Here is an 18,346-nt window from a genome sequence, read left to right on the forward strand (position 1 = left end):
ATTGGAGCACCGTGATCGAAAGCATCGGACCGTTCGCCAACCACCTGCCGGTCCGCGTCTCCTTCGGCGACGGAACCGCGCTGCGCCTCCCCGAACTCCTCGACAGCATTGCGGCCGCCCGGGTGCTGGTGGTCACCGATGCGGACATCGAGGTCTACAACGCAGCCGCCGGCACCGTGCTCGCGACGCTGGCCGATGGCGTGCGCACCGTCGTGCGCTGGGACAAGCCGGCCGGCGAACCGACGATCGACATGGTCGACGCCGCGGCCGCCCGCCTGGCCGCCGAACCCGTCGACGCCATCGTCGCACTGGGCGGCGGCTCGGTGATCGACACCGCCAAGGCGGCGCGGTTGTGCCATCAGCACGCGATGACGTTTGGCCGGTTCCTCGAATCCGACCGCCGGTATCCGGCTCCGATGCTGCCGCTCATCGCGGTACCGACCACCGCCGGGACCGGTTCGGAGGTCTCCGGCGGATCGGTCGTGTCGGATCCGGCCACCGGGCGCAAGGCGGGCATCGCCCACCCGAATCTGCGCGCCCAGTACGCGGTGGTCGACCCGGTGCTCACCTGGAGCATGCCCCCGGCGATGACCGCCAACACCGGCGTGGACGCCCTGGCCCAGGCGATGGCTTCGGTCATCGCCAAGGTCCGCACCCCGATCGGTGACGCGATCGGGCTCGAAGCGGTCCGGCTGATCAGCGGGTCGCTGGTCAGCGCCTACCGGAGCGGCGACGACGCGCAGGCCAGAGAGCAGATGGCCTGTGGCGCCATGATGGCGGGTCTGGCGATGAACATCTCCGACTGCACCGCCGAACACTCCCTCGGACAGGCCATCGGCGGTCGGACCGGTGCGCCCCATGGTCTGACCATCGGCGTGGTGCTGGCCGAGACCCTCGAGCGGGAACGCCGGGTGGTCCCCGAACGTCTCGAGCGCATCGCCGATGCCTGGGGCCTGCCCGACGACGGCTCCCGTGACGGCAGCCGGCTGGTGACGGCGGTTCGCCACCTGCTCGACGAACTGCATTTCCCGGTGTTGGCCGACCTGCGTCTGACCGACGCCGATCTCGACGACCTCACCGACGCCGCGCTGGCCGACTACTTCATCACCATGTCACCGCAACCGTGGCAGCGCGCCGAGGTCCGCAGCGCATTCGCCGACGCCCTCGACACACCCCGCCGCCGCATCGCGGCGACGGTTCGATAGAGATCGGTGCCACCCCGGCCGGCGAGTTGATCCGGGCCCGTAACGGCCGGCGCGCTGCGCCGGTCAGCCGCCGGCCGCGGGAGCTCGGACCACCAGCGGCACCGCCGGGAAGTAGGCGGCCATCTCCGACCGCGAGGCGCGAAGTGCCGCGGTGCCGTAACCGCTCTTGCGGTGGTCGGGGTGGATCCAGATCCGCACGTTGACCTCCCCGTCGGCCAGTTCGCCGAACACCATGCCGATCTTGCGGGCTCCGACGCTCGCGACCAGCCACACCGCCTCCTCGGCCTCCACCCGGTTGATCGCGGCGCGGATCTCGTCGTCGAGGTCCCCGGCGGGCGCGCCGGAACCGTCTCCGGCAGCGCCGACGTCCCGCGTGCGGGCGGCGAAGACGTCCCGGTCCTGCGCGGCCGAGAACGGCCGCAGCACGACGCGTTCGGCCGGACGCGGCTGCTGCTCGCCCATCGTGTAGCTCAGCTGGTTGTTGAGGTCCTCGAGTTCGGTCGCGATCCGGCGGCGCGCCACCTTGGTGAGCCGGTCGAAGGACAGCCGCAGCACCGCCTCACCGCACTCCGGCGACGTGCCGAGCAACGCGGCGATGTTGTCGATCGCCGCGTCGTAGTCCTCCGAAGCGACGATCACGTCGAGTACCTCGTGGCGGCGCTCGAGCGCCCGCACCAGCGCATCGGCGATCTCACGGCGGGCGACCCGGCGGTCGGTGCGGTCGGCGGCGGCGTCGTCGAGATCGGTCATCACCGCAGCCTAGACCCCGCCTCGAGGGCCACCGTCAGTCCAGCAACACCGTCGCGAAGGTGCCTACCTGGTCGAAGCCGATCCGCGCGTACGTCGAGCGTGCCACCGAGTTGTAGCTGTTGACATAGAGGCTGGCGATGCGTCCGCCGCGTACCACCGCACCCGCCACCGCGGCGGTACCGCCGGTTCCCAACCCGTGGCCGCGCCGGTCGGGGTGCACCCATACGCCCTGGATCTGCCCGACCGCGGGTGACTGCGAACCGACCTCGGCCTTGAAGACCACCTCGCCGCGTTCGAAGCGGGCCCAGGCCCGGCCCGCGGCGATCAGGCTGGCGACCCGACGCCGGTATCCGCGGCCGCCGTCACCGATGCGTGGATCGATCCCGACCTCACCGATGAACATGTCGATGGCCGCGACCAGGTAGGCGTCGAGTTCCTCGATGCGTACGGGTCGCACCGTGGCGTCGATGTGCTCGTGAGGTACGGCGTTCAACGCCAGCAGCGGCTGGTCGTCGCGCACGTCGCGAGCAGGCCCCCATACCGTCTCGAGGCGCCGCCACATCGGCATGACGAAGTCGGCGTGCCCGACCAACGACGAACAGCGCCGCGCGGCGCTCATCGCCTTGTCGGCGAAGGCGCGCATATCCGATGGGGTGCCGCGCAGCGGAATGAGGTTCGCGCCGGCGTAACACAGCGAATCGGTGGCGTGGCGGCGAGTCCACAATTCCCCCCCGATCGCGCCGGGCTCCACACCGTGGTCGGCAACCCGGGAGGCCACCATGCATGATCCGATCGGATCGTCGTCGAGGACGCGTCGCACCGCGGCGACATCGCGCACCACCGAGACCCGTCGGCCGTCGGCGAGGCGGGAGAGCGGCGGAGCCGACATCGTGACTGCTTTCTGGTGGATCCGAGGCGGTGAGGCGGATCACCGCGTCGGGTCCTAGCTTACGGTCACAACCGGCGAACCGGTGGCAGTTGACTCGCCGTCGGCGTCCGCTACGCCCATCTCCTCGGCGATGCGCAGCGCCTCCTCGATGAGGGTCTCCACGATCTGCGCCTCGGGCACGGTCTTGATGACCTCACCGCGGACGAAGATCTGACCCTTGCCGTTGCCCGACGCGACACCGAGATCGGCCTCCCGGGCCTCGCCGGGGCCGTTGACGACACAGCCCATCACCGCGACACGCAGCGGGACGTCCATGCCCTCCAGACCCGCGGTCACCTCGTTGGCCAGGGTGTAGACGTCGACCTGGGCGCGGCCGCACGACGGGCAGGACACGATCTCCAGTCCGCGCGGGCGCAGGTTCAGCGATTCGAGGATCTGGTTGCCGACCTTGACCTCTTCGGCGGGTGGGGCCGACAGCGAGACGCGGATGGTGTCGCCGATGCCCTTGGACAGCAGCGCGCCGAACGCCACGGCGGATTTGATGGTGCCCTGGAACGCCGGTCCCGCTTCGGTGACCCCGAGGTGCAGCGGATAGTCGCACTGCGCGGCCAGCAATTCGTAGGCGGCGACCATGATGACCGGATCGTTGTGCTTCACGCTGATCTTGATGTCACCGAAGCCGTGCTCCTCGAACAGCGACGCCTCCCACAGCGCGGATTCGACCAGCGCCTCGGGTGTCGCCTTGCCGTACTTCTGCATGATCCGCTTGTCCAGCGATCCGGCGTTGACACCGATCCGGATGGGGATGCCGGCGTCACCGGCGGCCTTGGCGACCTCCTTGACCCGTCCGTCGAACTCCTTGATGTTGCCCGGGTTCACGCGGACGGCCGCGCACCCCGCGTCGATCGCGGCGAAGATGTACTTCGGCTGGAAATGGATGTCCGCGATCACCGGGATCTTGGACTTCTTCGCGATCACCGGTAACGCGTCGGCGTCCTCCTGCCGGGGGCAGGCCACCCGGACGATGTCGCAGCCCGATGCGGTCAGCTCGGCGATCTGCTGCAGCGTCGCGTTGATGTCGTGGGTCTTGGTGGTGCACATCGACTGCACCGCGATCGGGTGATCGCTGCCCACGCCGACATCGCGGACCATCAATTGTCGGGTCTTACGCCGCGGCGCCAGGGTGGGCGGGGGCGGCACCGGCAGACCAAGCCCGATGACAGGGCCGGAAGTCATGGCTTCTCCTATTGGAAGATGCTGATCGGGTTGACCAGATCGGCTGTCACGGTCAACAGCATGTATCCGGCCACCACGATCAAGACTACGTAAGTGGCCGGCATGAGCTTGAGATAGTTCACCGGCGCCGCGGCCACCTTGCCGCGCGCCGACCTGATCATATTGCGGACTTTCTCGTAGACGGCGATGGCGATGTGGCCGCCGTCGAAGGGCAGGAGCGGGATCAGGTTCACCGCCCCGAGCACGAAGTTCAGCTGAGCGAGGAAGAACCAGAACGCCACCCACAGTCCGGCGTCGACGGTCTCGCCGCCGATGATGCTGGCCCCGACCACACTGATCGGAGTCTCGGGGTCGCGCTCGCCGCCACCGATGGCGTGGACCAGGGCGCCGATCTTGGTGGGGATCTTGGCCAGCGCCTTCCCCAGTTCGACCGCCAGATCGCCGGTGAAGGCGAACGTGCCGGGCACCGCGGTCAGCGCGTTGTACTGGGTCGGGCCGAACGAGGCGGCGCTGATGCCGATGGCCCCGACGGTGGTGGGCTCGCCGTTGTCCCCGGTCAGTCGCTGGGTCTGGGTCACCTGGACCACCGTGGTCAGATCCTGACCGTCGCGTTCGACGACGATCGGGGTCGGCCCGGACGCCTTCTGCAACGCCACCCGCGCCTCGTCGAAGGTGGACACCGGGGTGTCACCGACCCGGACGATCACGTCACCGGAGCGGATACCGGCTTCGGCGGCAGGTCCCGGCCCGGTGCAGTCGGCCATCTGGTCCTTGCTGATCTGGGCGGCCACACACCCGGTCTGTCCGACGACCGCTGAGGTCGGCGGGTTGAGGTTGGGCAACCCCCAGATGACCGCGATGGCGTAGATCAGCACCAGGCCGATGATGAAATTCATCGCCGGCCCGGCGAACAGCACCGCGACCCGTTTCCAGACCTTCTGCCGGAACATCGCGTACGGACGGTCCTCGGGGACCAGCTCCTCGACCGACGTCATGCCGGCGATGTCGCAGAACCCCCCGAGCGGAATGGCCTTGACGCCGTACTCGGTGCTGCCCAGCCGGTTGGGCCGGCGGGTGGACCACACCGTCGGCCCGAAGCCGACGAAGTAGCGCCGCACCTTCATCCCGGTGGCGCGTGCCACCCACATGTGCCCACACTCGTGCAGCGCCACCGACACCAGGATCGCGAGTGCGAACGCGACGACGCCCAGCGCAAACATCATCTGGTGATCAACCCTTTACTCGAACCGTGTTGGCCGCCGAGCCGCTCGAGCACGGACCGGGACCGCTCGCGCGCCCAACGCTGGGCCTCGAGCACCTCCTCCACGGTAGCCGGTTCGGCCCGCCATGCATCGGCAGCGCGCAGCACGTCGGCGACGGTGTCGACGATCTGCGGGAACCGGATCCGCCCCGCCAGGAACGCCGCGGCCGCCTCCTCGTTCGCCGCGTTGTACACCGCCGTCAAACACCCGCCGGCCTCACCGGCGGTTCTGGCCAACCGAACGGCCGGGAACACCTCGTCGTCGAGGGGAAGGAACTCCCAGGTGGAGGCGGTGGTGAAGTCGCAGGCCGCGGCCACCCCGGGCACCCGCTCCGGCCAGCCCAGGGCGAGCGCGATCGGCAACTTCATATCGGGTGGGCTCGCCTGGGCGAGCGTGGACCCGTCGGTGAAGGTGGCCATCGAGTGCACGATCGACTGCGGATGTACGACGACGTCGATACGGTCATAAGGGACACCGAACAGCAGATGGGTCTCGATCAGCTCGAGCCCCTTGTTGACCAGTGTCGCCGAGTTGAGCGTGTTCATCGGCCCCATCGACCAGGTCGGGTGCTTACCGGCCTGCTCCGGGGTGACCGATTCCAGGTCGCTCGCCGACCAGCCCAGGAACGGCCCGCCGGACGCGGTGAGCACCAGCTTGGCCACCTCCTCGGCGGTACCGCCGCGCAGGCACTGGGCCATGGCTGAATGTTCGGAGTCGACCGGCACGATCTGGCCCGGGGCGGCGGCCTTGAGCACCAGTGGCCCGCCCGCGACCAGGGACTCCTTGTTGGCCAACGCCAGCCGGGCACCCGTGGCAAGGGCGGCCAACGTCGGTTCGAGACCCAGGGCGCCCACCAGCCCGTTGAGCACCACATCGACGCCGGTCGTTTCCGCAGCCTCCTCGACCAGTCGGGTGACCGCATGTGGTCCGGCGTGGGTGACGTCCCCGATCTGTTCGGCGGCGCGTTCGTCGGCGACGGCGATCCGGCGGACGCCGGTCTGCGCCCGCTGGCGGGCCAGCAGGTCGGGGTTGCCGCCCCCGGCCGCCAGCCCGACGACCTCGAAGCGGCCGGGGTTGGCGGCGATCACCTCCAGGGCCTGGGTGCCGATGGAGCCGGTGCTGCCCAGGATGAGCACGCGGGTGCGCTCACCCGGCTCGGTCTGCCGATTCACCCGTTCATTGTGCCGTCATCGGCCGATGGGGACCCATCCCGCCCGGTCCCCGGACCGCGCCGAATCCGTGACGCGTCTGTGACATGCGCCGCGCGGGCCCATCCGTCGAGCGATCCGCGGGGAATCACCTGTGTCAGCACCAGAACGGGCACTCGGGCCCGCTCGACGAAGGGATACCAGTCAATGACGACAGTTCACCGGAAGTCACTCGCCGTCGCCGGCCTCGCCGCCGTCGCCGTCTTCGGCGCCGCCGCCTGCTCGAGCGAAGAGGCCGAGAGCACTGTCTCCTCCGCGACCAGCGCCGCCAGTTCGGCGGTCCAATCCGCGACGGAGACGTCTTCGGCCGCACCGGCACCGGCTGCTGATCCCGCGGCGGGCCTGATCGGAAGCGGTTGCGCCGCATACGCAGAACAGGTGCCGTCAGGCCCGGGCTCGGTCGCGGGTATGGCCGCCGACCCGGTCACCGTGGCCGCATCGAACAACCCGCAGCTGAGCACACTCAGCCAAGCACTCTCCGGTCAGTTGAATCCCAACGTCAACTTGGTCGACACCCTCAACGGCGGCGAGTTCACGGTGTTCGCGCCCACGAACGACGCCTTCGCCAAGATCGACCCCGCCACACTCGAGACGTTGAAGACCGATTCGGATCTGTTGACGAAAATCCTGACCTACCACGTCGTTCCGGGTCAGGCCGCACCTGACGCGGTGGCCGGCGACCACGTCACCGTCGAGGGCTCCTCGGTCAACGTCACCGGGGCCGGCGACGATCTGAAGGTCAACGACGCCGGGCTGGTGTGCGGCGGGGTGAAGACCGCCAACGCCACCGTGTACATGATCGACACCGTGCTGATGCCGCCCGCGAATTGATCTCGAAAACACCACTCCCACAACCCGATCGGCGGTCATGTCGACCGCACGACGAAAGGAATCAACGATGATGACTGTCAATGCACAGCGAGTGGCCGGTGCCGGCTTCGCAGCGGTGGCGGCGTTCGGCCTGACACTGGGGTCGGCCGGGACCGCCGCCGCCGCCCCGGTGGGTCCGGGGTGCGCCGCCTACGCCGCGCAGGTGCCCGACGGGCCGGGATCGGTGCAGGGTATGTCGATGGCGCCGGTCGCGGAGGCCGCGTCGAACAACCCGATGCTCACCACGCTGAGCAAGGCGATCTCCGGTCAGCTCAACCCGAACGTGAACCTGGTCGACACCCTCAACGGCGGCCAGTTCACCGTGTTCGCCCCGACCGACGAGGCGTTCGCGAAGATCGATCCGGCGACGATCGACACACTCAAGACGGATTCGGCCCTGCTGACCAGCATCCTGACCTATCACGTCGTGCCGGGTCAGGCCGCTCCCGCCGATGTCGTGGGCACCCACAAGACGGTGCAGGGCGCCGACGTCACGGTCACCGGAACGCCTGATCACCTCATGGTGAACGACGCCTCGGTCGTCTGCGGCGGTGTCCAGACCGCGAATGCGACCGTGTACCTGATCGACACCGTGCTCATGCCGCCGTCGGCGTAGTTCCCGACGTCCGAGACAGAGGATCCCCCGCACCTGGCCCCCATCCGTGCGGGGGATCCTCGTCTTCCGGGGTGGTTCCGGAGGGTGCTCAGTCCTCCGTATCGGCCTCCTGACGCTTCCGGCGCCGTAGGAACAGGAAGCCGACCAGCCCCATCCCGTACACCGGCGCGTACGGGGCGGCCGGCGCGGCGACGAGCGGCCGCCACCAGCTGGCAGCGGTCACCGCGCTACGAGCCGACGGATGGCGACTCACAGCAAACTATCTGGGAGCGCCCTTCAGCGTCTCCGTCGGGGGCGGCGGGAATCGGCCGATCCAATGCTTCGCGATGTCGATTCGGCGGGTGATCCAGACCCCTTCGTGGGACTGCACGTGATCGAGGAAGCGCTCCAACGACGCCGTGCGGGCCGGCCGACCGACGAGGCGGCAGTGCAGACCGACGGACAGCATCTTCGGGGAGCCTGCGACGCCTTCGGCATAGAGCACATCGAACGCATCGCGCAGATGCGTGAAGAAGTCGGTCCCGCTGGGGAATCCGCCGGCGATCGCGAACCGCATGTCGTTGGTGTCGAGTGTGTAGGGCACCACCAGGTGATCACGCCCGTCGACCTGGGTCCAATACGGCAGATCGTCGGCGTATGAGTCGGCGTCGTAGACGAAACCACCGTGCTCGACCACCAGCCGTCGGGTGTTCGGCGAGTCACGGCCGGTGTACCAGCCGAGCGGGGCGCTCCCGGTGATCTGCGTGAGCAGCTCGACCGCTTCGGCGATGTGGGCCCGTTCGACTTCCGCGGGTACGTCCTGATAGCTGATCCAACGCAGACCGTGGCAGGCGATCTCATCGCCGCGATCGGTGAACGCGGCCACCGCCTCGGGGTTGCGGGCCAGCGCCAGCGCGACGCCGAAAACGGTCAGGGGCAGCCCGCGGCGGTCGAACACCCGCAGAACGCGCCACAGACCCGCTCGCGAACCGTACTCGTACAGCGACTCCATGCTCATGTGTCGATCTGGAAAAGACTGTGCAGCAACAATTTCAGATAGAAACGTCTCCGATCCGGGGTCGCCGTGCAAGACGTTGTTCTCCGCACCCTCCTCGTAATTGAGGACGAACTGCACAGCGATGCGTGCATCACCCGGCCACTGCGGATCGGGGGGATGCGGCCCGTACCCGACCATGTCGCGCGGATAGTCGGTGTCACGGCTGGAAGGCATGCCCCGATTCTGGCAGGGAACCGGTCACGTTTCTGTCAGCGTCGCGCCGGTTTCCCCGCCGGCGAATCCGGGCAGCACCATGGACATGCCCACCGTGTTGTGGTTCCGCCGCGATCTGCGACTGCACGATCTGCCCGCTCTGGCCGACGCGGCCGCGGCCGACGGGCAGGTGCTGGCGTGTTACGTCCTCGATCCCCGTCTGCATGCGTCGTCGGGGCCCAGGCGGTTGCAGTACCTGCACGACGCGCTGCGGGATCTGCGGGACAGCCTCGACGGGCGTCTGCTGGTCACCCGGGGCCGTCCGGAAGCGCGGATCCCCGCGGTGGTCAAGCAGATCGGAGCCTCGGCGGTCCACGTCTCCGAGGACTTCACCCCGTTCGGGCGTCGGCGTGACGATGCCGTGCGCGCCGCCCTGGCGGATGTGCCACTGCAGGCCACCGGCTCGCCCTACCTGGTGTCGCCGGGCCGGGTGACCAAGGCGGACGGCACGCCCTACAAGGTGTTCAGCCCGTTCTTCGGCGCGTGGCGCAAGCATGGCTGGCGGCCGCCGGCGCGGACCGGTCCGAAGTCGGCGTCGTGGATCGATCCCGCCGATGTGGGCAGGGGTGTCGACATCCCGGACGGGGGCGTCGAACTGGACATCCCGGCCGGCGAGGGCGCGGCCCTCGAGCAGTGGCGGCGATTCGTCGCCGACGATCTGAGCGGGTACGCCGACGACCGCAACCGCCCCGATCTCGATGTCACCAGCCGCATGTCGGCGCACCTGAAGTTCGGCACGATCCACCCACGCACGATGGTGCCCGACCTGGGCCGCGACCAAGGATCACAGGCCTATCTGCGGGAACTGGCGTTCCGCGACTTCTACGCATCGGTGCTCAACGAGTGGCCGCACTCGGTGTGGTGGAACTGGAACCGGGGTTTCGACGCGATCAAGGTCGACGAGGACGCCAAGGCCGAGAAGCTGTTCACCGCGTGGAAGGAGGGTCGCACCGGATTTCCCATCGTCGACGCCGGGATGCGCCAGCTTTCCGGCATCGGCTGGATGCACAACCGGGTCCGGATGATCGTGGCGTCCTTCCTCGTCAAAGACCTGCACCTGCCGTGGCAGTGGGGCGCGCGCTGGTTCTTGGACCAGCTCGTCGACGGCGATATGGCCAACAACCAGCACGGCTGGCAGTGGACGGCGGGTAGCGGTACCGACGCCGCGCCGTTCTTCCGGGTGTTCAACCCGACGACCCAGGGGGCGAAGTTCGATCCGGACGGCAGCTACGTCAAACGGTGGGTCCCCGAACTGGCCGGCGTGGCCGACGTCCACAAGCTCGGCGACGACCGGCCCGCCGACTATCCGCCACCGATCGTCGACCACGCCAGTGCGCGCGCCGAAGCGCTGCGCCGGTACGCGGAGATCGACTAGGTGACCCAGCGGCTACGACGCCCTGTCGTATGCCAGAATGAGGCCAGCTGCCGTCCGACTGTGAGGAGCACCCCGTGGCCAGCACCGAGGTGGAACGACACACCGGCGTCGACGTCGAAGACGTACCGTCCGCGAATTGGGGATGGAGCAAGGAGAACCCCCGGGTGATCCATGCCGCTCTGCTGCTGGGGGCGGCTTTCCTGCTGGTGATGATGCGCGGCAACCATGTCGGTCACGTCGAGGACTGGTTCCTGATCGGGTTCGCCGCGGTGCTCGTGGGCTGGGTCATCCGGGACTGGTGGCTGCGCAAGCGCGGTTGGACCCGCTAGCCACACTGCTGAACAGCACCGCCGGGTTCAGATAGCCGGTGGGGTCCAGCGCCCTCTTGACCGCCCGCATGGTTGCGATGTCCACCTCGGTGCGGGACATCCCCAGGTAGTCCCGCTTGCGGGTGCCGACCCCGTGTTCGGAACTGACATTTCCGCCGTGTGCGGCGATCAGCGACATCATCGAGGCATACAGCCCGCGCTCGGCCTCGGGTGAACAGCGCAGGACGTTGAGGTGCAGGTTCCCCTCGCCGATATGACCGAACAGGACGGGCACGGCATCAGGGGCGTGTTCGGCGACCAACGTCGCCGACTCCGCGGCGAATCCCGGAATCGCAGAAAGGGGCAGCGACACATCGAATTTGAGCGGAGGCCCGAACAGGCTGACGACGTCGGTCACCGCCTCGCGCACCCGCCACAGCCGGGCAGCCGCTGACGCGTCCACCCCCACCGCCGGTTCGCCGCACAGGGCGAGCCCGTCCAGTGCGCGGGCCAGCTCATCGGTGGGATCGGCGTCCGCGGCCAGTTCGACGAGCAGCAACCAGTCCCCCGCGACCGGGACGGGTGTGTCGAAGTGTTCGGCGGCCAGCACCGCCGCCCCCGCGTCGATCAGCTCCAGCGCGGCGATATCGGCGAGATCTCGGAACATCCGTCCCGCGTCGACCAGGGCGTCGAGGCGGGCGAAGCCGCACACCGCTGTGACGCGTCGCGCGGGGGCCGGGTGCAGCCGCAGGTCGAGCGCGGTGATCACCCCCAGGGTGCCCTCCGCGCCGACGAACAACGCGCCGAGGTCGTAGCCGGTGTTGTCGCTGCGTACCTCGCTGCGCCGGACCAGCACCGTCGCGTCGGGCAGCACCACCTCCAGTCCCAGCACATGGGCGCCCATGTCGCCGTAGCGCACGGTCCGCAACCCCCCGGCATTGGTCGACGCCATCCCGCCGACGGTGGCCGAGTCGCGGGCCGCCAGATCGACCCCGAACACCAGACTCTCGGCCGCGGCGGCCCGTTGCACGGCAGCCAGGGTCGCGCCGGCACCAGCGCGCACCCTGCGCTCGACAGTGTCCACCGGCTCCACGGCGCGCAGCCGCTCGGTGGACAGCAGGACGTCGTCGTGTTCGGGAACGGTGCCGGCCACCAGGGAGGTCCGCCCGCCCTGCACCGTGACGTAGGCACCTGCGTCCCGGCATTCGGTCAGCACGGCCGCGACCTCGCCGGTGGACCCGGGCCGGACCAGCAGCCCGGCCCGGCCGCGATACCGGCCGGTGTAGTCGACGCTGCGCGCTCCCACCACATCGGGGTCGCTCACGACCTCGGCGGCCCCGACGATCGACGACAAGCGGGCGGCCAGGTCATCGTGCATCAACCGACCCCGGCGAGCGGTAGGACGCCGTCCACCTCGCTCGGCGGGGAGTCGACGCCTGCGGCAGTGCGGATCTCGGTGAAGGCGCGCACCATGGCATCGGTCGCCTCATGCGGGTCCTCGAGAGTGCGATCGTCGGTCAGCACCGAGATGCTCAGTTGGTCGACGTAGCTCCAGACGGTGATGTTCATCCCGCTGCCCACCACCAGGGGCCCGACGGAGTAGATCTCGTTGACTGCGGCGCCGGAGATCAGCCCGGGCGTCCGCGGCCCCGGCACATTGGAGATGGTCAGGTTCATGATCATGCTGGATTCCATGCGCCGCGACTGAAATCTGAACACCGACGGAACAAGTTGCGGCGGGAGGTAGTTCAGCCACGACGCGATCGTCGTCGGACCGAGCAGATGGTGGTTCTCCTTGGCGATGGCCGTGGCGACCGCGGTCAGCCGGACCCGCTCGAGCGGATCGGCGATGTGCACCGGGATCGAGGGAGTGATGTAGCTGAAGTGATTGCCCGACAACCGATCCGGTGAGGTGTCGAAAGCGACGGGAACACCGGCGATGAGCGGGGCGTCGGCGCGGCCGTCGTAGCGCAGCGACAGTTCGCGCAGCGCACCCGCGGCGGTGGCGAGCACGATGTCGTTGAGCGTCACCCCGAGCCGGCGCGCGACGTCCTTGACGTCGGGCAGGGCCAGCGGTGCGGTCGCGAACCGCCGGACCGGGCTGACGACGTGGTTGAGGAACGTCTGCGGCGGCGAGAAGTTGCGCGCCAGATCGGGGTTCGCCTCGCGTTCGCGGCCCCGGCGCAGTACCTCGGACACGCCGCCCGCGGTCGCCCGCAGTAGCCCGGGCAGCCTGCGCATCTGACGCATGTGGTCACCGCCTGCGGCGCGCAGCAGGGTCACCGGGTCCTGCGCCAGGTCGGGTCCGGTCGCGACGTCGGCACCGGGTTCCGGGTCTGCCGGTGAGATGGCGCGGGCCATCTGATTGGCCGAAGCCACCCCGTCGGCCAGCACGTGATGCACTTTGTGCACGATGGCGATCCGGTCGCCGGTCAGCCCCTCGACGACGTACATCTCCCACAGCGGTCTCGACCGGTCCAGCGGTGTGCTGGCCACCTGGCCGATGAGCTCGTCGAGCTCACGGCGGCCGCCGGGTGCGCAGGCTTCGACGAAGCGCACGTGGTAGTCGAAGTCGATATCGGGATTCTGCCGCCACATCGGATGGTGCACCCGGCCCGGGATCTCGACGAGCTGGCGCCGCAACGGCGGCAGCGCCAGCAGCCGGGGCGCCGCAATCTGCCGGAACAGGTCGCGGCTGTAGGTCCCCTCGAGTCCGGACACGTCGACGATGCCGATCTTGAGTGTGTGCATGTGGATCTCGGGCGTCTCGCTGTAGAGCATCAGCGCATCCACGCCGTTGAGTCGTTCCACCTGTCACCCCGTCCGTCGATGCCCTCGCCAGCTTGTACCCCGCCGCGGTGATCTTCGCACCCCCGATTGCCGATGCGTCGACGTAGTGTTCGGTCCATGACCCTCACGGCAGGACGCGGACCGCTCAGCGCGGACCCGGCGGGGTGGTTCCAGCCGCCGGTGCCGTCGGACGCGGTCTTCGTCGAACCGCATCCGCGGCGGGTCCAGGCGAGGGCGGGCGCACAGACGGTGATCGACACCGAGCGAGCTCTGCTGGTCCACCGCCGCGGTCATCCGCTGAGCTATGCGTTCCCCCGCGAGACGGTCGGCGATCTCCCCCACCGTCCGGTCGACGAGGCGCCCGGTTACGTGGCGGTGCCGTGGGACGCGGTCGACTCCTGGGTCGAAGAAGGACGCGCACTCGTGCACTACCCGCCGAATCCGTACCACCGCGTCGACTGCCGGCCCGGCACCCGGCGGCTGCGGGTCCGCGCCGGCGACACGGTCCTCGTCGACACCGCCGACACCGTCGCGGTCTTCGAGACGGCGCTGTCGCCCCGGCTCTACGTGCACCCCGCGCGCGTCCGAACCGACCTGCTGCGACGCAGCGACACCACGAGCTACTGCAACTACAAGGGCTGGGCGACGTACTGGTCGGTGGTCGTCGACGGGACCAGCTACCACGACGTCGCGTGGAGCTACCCCGACCCGCCGCCCGAATCGCTGCCGATCCGCGGCCATCTGAGCTTCGACGCCCAGCGCGCCGACGTCGTCGCAGAGTTTCCCGTCTCGGTCGAAATCGCTAGACGCGGGCGATGACCTGGCTGCCGAAGCGGTCGATCACCTCGCGGGCGTGGCGCACGCTGTCGCCGGGGATCGTCACCTGCAGCCAGGTCACGCCGACGGCCTCGAGTTCGCGGACCCCGGCCAGGTAGGCGTCGGCGTCGAAGTCCTCGGCTGCCGGATCACCGCCGGTGATATTGCTGAAGCTGACGTCGACGGTGGACGGGTCGCGCCCGGCGGCCGCACAGCGCCGGCGTAGATCGTCGATCGCCGCGGCCAGCGACGACACCGAGGCCAGCGCCGCGGTGCGTGCGGTTCGAGCCAGCCGGGCCGGGGCCGGGAAGGGGCACCAGCCGTCGCCGTGCGCGGCGACCCGCACCCGCGCTGCCGTGGTGTTGCCCCCGATCCAGATCGGCGGGTGAGGCGCGCTCGCCGGCCGCGGGTGCGCGGTGATGCCGACCGCGCTGAATCCGGCCCCGTCGACCGAGAGGTCGTCGGTGGTCCACGCGGCACGGATCGTCGCCAGCGATTCCTCGAACACAGCGGTGCGCGCCTGGTAATCCACTCCGAGTGCGGCGAATTCGCCTTTGAGGTAGCCGACCCCGACGGCCAGGGTGAACCGACCGCCCGACAGCAGATCCAGCGTCGCGCCGGCCTTGGCCACGACGAAGGGATTGCGATACGGCAGCACGACGATGTTGGGGATCAATCGCAGTGTCGAGGTGTGCGCCGCGGCGAAACCCATCGCGACGAAGGGATCGAGCGCGTCATGGCCGCCGGCATCCAGCCAGCGCTGGGAGGGCGCGGGATGGTCGGTGAAGCCGAACCCGGCGAATCCGGCGGTCTCCGCGGCAGTGGCCAGCGCCGCCACCCCCGCGCCGGTCGCCAATTCCGGGTTGTAGGGGTGGGTGTGCATCGGATAGGTCATGGAGAAGTGCATCGTCCGCCTTCCGGACCGGTCATTGAGGAACGTTCTTCGGGAGAATACGATTCTCTTCGATGGCGAACACCGATTCCCTCGACGTGGGGGTCTACGTACCGCAGATCGGTCTTCCCTATGCCGAGGTCCTGCACCGCGCGCTGCGCTGCGAGGAACTCGGCATCGGCACACTGTGGCTCTACGACCACCTGTACGGCCCCGGCGCGCCCGAGCACCCGTCGCTCGAGGCGTGGACGCTGGCGACCGCACTGCTCAGCCGCACCGAACGCCTCGTCGTCGGACATCTCGTGCTGTGCAATCAGTTCCGCCACCCGGCGGTGCTGGCCAAGATGGTGACCACCCTCGACCAGATCTCGGCCGGGCGCATTCACCTCGGCATCGGCAGCGGCTCGATCGCCGAGGAACACGACAGGGCCGGTCTGCCCTGGGGCACCTTCGGGCAGCGGTCGGCCCGTCTCGGCGAGACGCTCGAGATCCTCACCCAGGCCTTCACCCGGCAGCGGATCGACTTCGCCGGAAACCACTTCACGATCCGCGATCTACCGGTCACACCCGGGCCGGTCCAGCGGCCCCACCCCCCGATCGTCGTCGGCGGCGTCGGTGAACGGTTCACCCTGCCGCTGGTGGCGCGCTACGCCGACGTGTGGAACGTCCCCACCTACGCGCTGGGCGAACTCGAGCACAAACTGACGGTGCTGCGTGGCCTGTGCGCCGACATCGGCCGCGACCCCGACGAGATCCTCATGTCGGTCGAGGCCGTCATGGCCCTGGCCCCGGACGACGCCGCCCTGCCCGCGGTCCGTGCGAAGGCGGAGAAGCATTTCGGCGCAGCGGGTTTCGGCCTACACGCCGGCGGGCTCATCGGTACGCCGCCCGCGATCGTCGACCGGCTGCTCGAATGGCACGCCCTGGGCTTCGGGCAGGTGGTGCTGTTCACCCACGACCGTGCGTCCGACCGGACCCTCGACCTGCTCGCCGAGTCGGTGATCGACGCCCTGTGAGGACTCAGGCCCGACCGGGGTGAGCCACAGACCGGCGTGACACTCGGCGACCGTTTGTAGGGTTCCGGTATGGCCATTGTCATCACGCAGTCGGTGCTGGTGCGACCGCGGGCCCCGGGCTGAGCCATGCGGTGGATCGTCGACGGGATGAATGTCATCGGGTCCCGGCCCGACGGCTGGTGGCGCGACCGCCACGCCGCGATGACCGGCCTGGTCGAGCGGCTCGAGCGTTGGGCTGCGGCTCACGACGCCGACGTCACCGTGGTCTTCGAAGCACCGCCGCACCCCCCACTGGAGTCCGACACCGTACAGATCACCCACGCCGAGCGGGCGGCCGCGAATTCCGCGGATGACGAGATTGCCCGCCTGGTGAGCGCCGACCCCGATCCGAGCGACCTGCGGGTGGTCACCTCCGACCGAGTGCTGATCGAGCGGGTCACCGGCTCGGGGGCGTCCGTGCACCCGGCCGCGAGTTTCCGGGCCGAGCTCGACGGTGGCCGCTGAGCGCCGCTACCCGTCGAGTTCGGCGAGGATCTCGGCAGTGTGTTCGCCGAGTGCGGGCGCAGCCGACCGGTGCGCGGCGGGAGTACCGTGGAAGTCCGCCGGTGTGGCGACCATCGGAATGATCGAATCCCCCTGCGGGACATGCACGATGCCCCCCGCCGCATGGAACTGCTCGTCGCCGAGCACGTCCTCGAGGGTGTTGATGGGCGACCAGAAGAAGTCCGCTTCGGCGTCGAATACCTCCGCCCACTCCGCAAGAGGTCTGGTCGCGAAGATCTCGTCGAGCGCGCCGACCAGTTCCGCGGCGTGGACGGCGCGGCCGCGCGCCTGCGAGAAGCGGTCATCGGTGAGCCATTCGGTGCGCCCGACCGCACGGCAGAGCGCGGGCCAGTGCCGTTCGCCCTGCAGACCGACGATCCAGAAGCGCCGCCCGTCACCGGCCGCATAGTTGTTCATGCAGGGGTTGCCCATGCTCTCGCGCTGACCGATCGCGATCTGGCTGCCCGTCATCAGGAATGTGTTGAGGTCGAAGCTGATCGTGTAGGCGCCCTGCCGGTAGAGCGACGTCGTGACCAACTGGCCGGTCCCGGTGCGCGCCCTGGCCACGAGTGCCGCACACACCGCCCCGGCCATGGTCATTCCCACCGTGTGGTCACCCATCCCGCCGCGCTGAAACGGCGGGGTGTCCCCCGGTCGGGTCAGCAGGTGTGCCAACCCGGCCCGTGACCAGAAGGCGGCGACATCGTAAGCGGCGCGGTCCGCGTCGGACCCGCCGTCGCCGTAGCCGGTGATCAGCCCGTAGACGAGCCGTTCGTTGCGGGCGGCCAGTGTCGCGAAGTCCAGGCCGAGGCGGCCGAGGGCGCCCGGCCGCACGTTCGTCAGGAAAACGTCTGCGCCACAGATCATCCGGTGGGCGGTGTCGCGTCCCGCGGCGGCGGTGAGGTCGAGCACGATACTGCGCTTGTTGCGGTTGTCCATCTCGAACGGTGGGTTCAGGCCGTCCTCCACCCCGAGCATCCGGCCGAAACTTCGCGCCGGGTCCCCGGTCGGCGGTTCGATCTTGACGACGTCGGCGCCCCAGTCGGCCAGGATGGCCGCGGCCGCCGGGCCCGCGACCCAGACCCCGAGTTCGACCACGCGCACGCCCGTCAACGGACCGGCCATGATCCCCTTCCCGCGCTCGTCGACTATTGTTTACATATCCACGATAATCTGTAAACTCACCCGCGTGCCTTCGGGCCGCCCTAGGAGGCTATCGGACCGGTGACCCTCAACTCCGGTGATTCGATGCGGTGGCACAGCCGCGCCGTGGCCGCGCTGAGAGATCGAGACACCGTCACCGCGCTGAGTGCAGCATTGT

The 18,346-nt window shown here is 69.3% G+C and carries 19 protein-coding genes; 8 read left to right on the forward strand and 11 right to left on the reverse strand.

Going from position 1 to position 18,346, the window contains the following annotated elements:
• Window positions 1–11: 11 nt before the first annotated feature.
• Window positions 12–1,205, forward strand: coding sequence for an iron-containing alcohol dehydrogenase (locus tag ACN27E_RS08715; protein ID WP_422748276.1), 1,194 nt, complete (start codon window positions 12–14; stop codon window positions 1,203–1,205).
• Window positions 1,206–1,268: 63 nt separating this feature from the next.
• Here the strand turns inward: ACN27E_RS08715 and ACN27E_RS08720 are convergent, their stop codons facing one another.
• From ACN27E_RS08720 to dxr, 5 genes are read right to left on the reverse strand one after another with little or no spacing between them, the layout of a single operon-like run.
• Window positions 1,269–1,955 carry a GNAT family N-acetyltransferase gene (locus ACN27E_RS08720; RefSeq protein ID WP_422748278.1) on the reverse strand — a complete coding sequence of 229 codons (687 nt, stop codon included), beginning with the start codon at window positions 1,953–1,955 and terminating at the stop codon, window positions 1,269–1,271.
• Between the two features lie 34 nt (window positions 1,956–1,989).
• The gene (locus ACN27E_RS08725) at window positions 1,990–2,844 is read right to left on the reverse strand and encodes a GNAT family N-acetyltransferase (protein ID WP_422748279.1); all 855 of its coding nucleotides are present in this window, start codon (window positions 2,842–2,844) and stop codon (window positions 1,990–1,992) included.
• Between the two features lie 54 nt (window positions 2,845–2,898).
• A complete protein-coding gene (ispG, locus tag ACN27E_RS08730) occupies window positions 2,899–4,080 on the reverse strand; it encodes a flavodoxin-dependent (E)-4-hydroxy-3-methylbut-2-enyl-diphosphate synthase (RefSeq protein WP_422748281.1) in 1,182 nt (393 codons plus the stop codon).
• Between the two features lie 8 nt (window positions 4,081–4,088).
• The gene (locus tag ACN27E_RS08735; protein ID WP_422748284.1) at window positions 4,089–5,303 is read right to left on the reverse strand and encodes a M50 family metallopeptidase; all 1,215 of its coding nucleotides are present in this window, start codon (window positions 5,301–5,303) and stop codon (window positions 4,089–4,091) included.
• Window positions 5,300–6,514 carry a 1-deoxy-D-xylulose-5-phosphate reductoisomerase gene (gene dxr, locus ACN27E_RS08740; protein ID WP_422748286.1) on the reverse strand — a complete coding sequence of 405 codons (1,215 nt, stop codon included), beginning with the start codon at window positions 6,512–6,514 and terminating at the stop codon, window positions 5,300–5,302. Before dxr ends, ACN27E_RS08735 begins: the two co-directional genes overlap by 4 nt.
• A gap of 183 nt (window positions 6,515–6,697) precedes the next feature.
• Here dxr and ACN27E_RS08745 point away from each other — a divergent pair, with 183 nt between their 5' ends.
• A complete protein-coding gene (locus ACN27E_RS08745; RefSeq protein WP_422748288.1) occupies window positions 6,698–7,381 on the forward strand; it encodes a fasciclin domain-containing protein in 684 nt (227 codons plus the stop codon).
• 70 nt (window positions 7,382–7,451) lie between these two features.
• The gene (locus ACN27E_RS08750) at window positions 7,452–8,036 is read left to right on the forward strand and encodes a fasciclin domain-containing protein (RefSeq protein WP_422749722.1); all 585 of its coding nucleotides are present in this window, start codon (window positions 7,452–7,454) and stop codon (window positions 8,034–8,036) included.
• 88 nt (window positions 8,037–8,124) lie between these two features.
• Here ACN27E_RS08750 and ACN27E_RS08755 read toward each other — a convergent pair whose 3' ends face one another.
• Both ACN27E_RS08755 and puuE read right to left on the reverse strand, forming a co-directional pair.
• On the reverse strand, window positions 8,125–8,259 hold the full coding sequence (locus ACN27E_RS08755; RefSeq protein ID WP_422748290.1) for a hypothetical protein: 135 nt from the start codon (window positions 8,257–8,259) through the stop codon (window positions 8,125–8,127).
• A gap of 36 nt (window positions 8,260–8,295) precedes the next feature.
• Complete coding sequence (gene puuE / locus ACN27E_RS08760) at window positions 8,296–9,246, reverse strand: allantoinase PuuE (RefSeq protein WP_422748292.1); 951 nt, start codon at window positions 9,244–9,246, stop codon at window positions 8,296–8,298.
• 85 nt (window positions 9,247–9,331) lie between these two features.
• Here puuE and ACN27E_RS08765 point away from each other — a divergent pair, with 85 nt between their 5' ends.
• Entirely contained in the window at window positions 9,332–10,660 is a 1,329-nt protein-coding gene (locus ACN27E_RS08765) for a cryptochrome/photolyase family protein (protein WP_422748294.1), read from the forward strand.
• A gap of 74 nt (window positions 10,661–10,734) precedes the next feature.
• Window positions 10,735–10,989 carry a DUF2631 domain-containing protein gene (locus ACN27E_RS08770; protein ID WP_422748295.1) on the forward strand — a complete coding sequence of 85 codons (255 nt, stop codon included), beginning with the start codon at window positions 10,735–10,737 and terminating at the stop codon, window positions 10,987–10,989.
• Here the strand turns inward: ACN27E_RS08770 and ACN27E_RS08775 are convergent.
• On the reverse strand, window positions 10,946–12,346 hold the full coding sequence (locus ACN27E_RS08775; protein ID WP_422748297.1) for an FAD-binding oxidoreductase: 1,401 nt from the start codon (window positions 12,344–12,346) through the stop codon (window positions 10,946–10,948). The genes ACN27E_RS08770 and ACN27E_RS08775 overlap by 44 nt on opposite strands.
• The gene (locus ACN27E_RS08780) at window positions 12,346–13,779 is read right to left on the reverse strand and encodes a WS/DGAT/MGAT family O-acyltransferase (protein WP_422748299.1); all 1,434 of its coding nucleotides are present in this window, start codon (window positions 13,777–13,779) and stop codon (window positions 12,346–12,348) included. The genes ACN27E_RS08775 and ACN27E_RS08780 overlap by 1 nt, the downstream gene beginning before the upstream one ends.
• 96 nt (window positions 13,780–13,875) lie before the next feature.
• Here ACN27E_RS08780 and ACN27E_RS08785 point away from each other — a divergent pair, with 96 nt between their 5' ends.
• Entirely contained in the window at window positions 13,876–14,577 is a 702-nt protein-coding gene (locus ACN27E_RS08785) for a DUF427 domain-containing protein (RefSeq protein WP_422748301.1), read from the forward strand.
• On the opposite strand, the gene ACN27E_RS08790 is transcribed toward ACN27E_RS08785, so the two are convergent.
• A complete protein-coding gene (locus ACN27E_RS08790; RefSeq protein WP_422748302.1) occupies window positions 14,561–15,481 on the reverse strand; it encodes an LLM class F420-dependent oxidoreductase in 921 nt (306 codons plus the stop codon). The genes ACN27E_RS08785 and ACN27E_RS08790 overlap by 17 nt on opposite strands.
• Before the next feature lie 59 nt (window positions 15,482–15,540).
• On the opposite strand from ACN27E_RS08790, the gene ACN27E_RS08795 reads away from it, so the two are divergent.
• Window positions 15,541–16,482 carry an LLM class flavin-dependent oxidoreductase gene (locus ACN27E_RS08795; protein ID WP_422748304.1) on the forward strand — a complete coding sequence of 314 codons (942 nt, stop codon included), beginning with the start codon at window positions 15,541–15,543 and terminating at the stop codon, window positions 16,480–16,482.
• A gap of 126 nt (window positions 16,483–16,608) precedes the next feature.
• Entirely contained in the window at window positions 16,609–16,986 is a 378-nt protein-coding gene (locus ACN27E_RS08800; protein WP_422748306.1) for an NYN domain-containing protein, read from the forward strand.
• 6 nt (window positions 16,987–16,992) lie between these two features.
• On the opposite strand, the gene ACN27E_RS08805 is transcribed toward ACN27E_RS08800, so the two are convergent.
• Window positions 16,993–18,150, reverse strand: a complete 1,158-nt coding sequence (locus ACN27E_RS08805; RefSeq protein WP_422748307.1) for a CaiB/BaiF CoA transferase family protein — start codon at window positions 18,148–18,150, stop codon at window positions 16,993–16,995.
• Window positions 18,151–18,346 lie beyond the last annotated feature (196 nt).

This window comes from Mycobacterium sp. WMMD1722 (assembly GCF_049315205.1).
In the GTDB taxonomy this organism is placed as follows: Bacteria; Actinomycetota; Actinomycetes; order Mycobacteriales; family Mycobacteriaceae; genus Mycobacterium.

Coding starts and splice junctions, on each gene's coding strand:
- ispG (WP_422748281.1), bottom strand. CDS start 4,080: ATGACTTCCGGCCCTGTCATCGGGCTTGGTCTGCCGGTGCCGCCCCCG.
- puuE (WP_422748292.1), bottom strand. CDS start 9,246: ATGCCTTCCAGCCGTGACACCGACTATCCGCGCGACATGGTCGGGTAC.
- ACN27E_RS08745 (WP_422748288.1), top strand. CDS start 6,698: ATGACGACAGTTCACCGGAAGTCACTCGCCGTCGCCGGCCTCGCCGCC.
- ACN27E_RS08805 (WP_422748307.1), bottom strand. CDS start 18,150: ATGGCCGGTCCGTTGACGGGCGTGCGCGTGGTCGAACTCGGGGTCTGG.
- ACN27E_RS08795 (WP_422748304.1), top strand. CDS start 15,541: ATGGCGAACACCGATTCCCTCGACGTGGGGGTCTACGTACCGCAGATC.
- ACN27E_RS08725 (WP_422748279.1), bottom strand. CDS start 2,844: ATGTCGGCTCCGCCGCTCTCCCGCCTCGCCGACGGCCGACGGGTCTCG.
- ACN27E_RS08720 (WP_422748278.1), bottom strand. CDS start 1,955: ATGACCGATCTCGACGACGCCGCCGCCGACCGCACCGACCGCCGGGTC.
- ACN27E_RS08800 (WP_422748306.1), top strand. CDS start 16,609: ATGCGGTGGATCGTCGACGGGATGAATGTCATCGGGTCCCGGCCCGAC.
- ACN27E_RS08735 (WP_422748284.1), bottom strand. CDS start 5,303: ATGATGTTTGCGCTGGGCGTCGTCGCGTTCGCACTCGCGATCCTGGTG.
- ACN27E_RS08775 (WP_422748297.1), bottom strand. CDS start 12,346: ATGCACGATGACCTGGCCGCCCGCTTGTCGTCGATCGTCGGGGCCGCC.
- ACN27E_RS08785 (WP_422748301.1), top strand. CDS start 13,876: ATGACCCTCACGGCAGGACGCGGACCGCTCAGCGCGGACCCGGCGGGG.
- ACN27E_RS08765 (WP_422748294.1), top strand. CDS start 9,332: ATGCCCACCGTGTTGTGGTTCCGCCGCGATCTGCGACTGCACGATCTG.
- ACN27E_RS08750 (WP_422749722.1), top strand. CDS start 7,452: ATGACTGTCAATGCACAGCGAGTGGCCGGTGCCGGCTTCGCAGCGGTG.
- ACN27E_RS08790 (WP_422748302.1), bottom strand. CDS start 15,481: ATGCACTTCTCCATGACCTATCCGATGCACACCCACCCCTACAACCCG.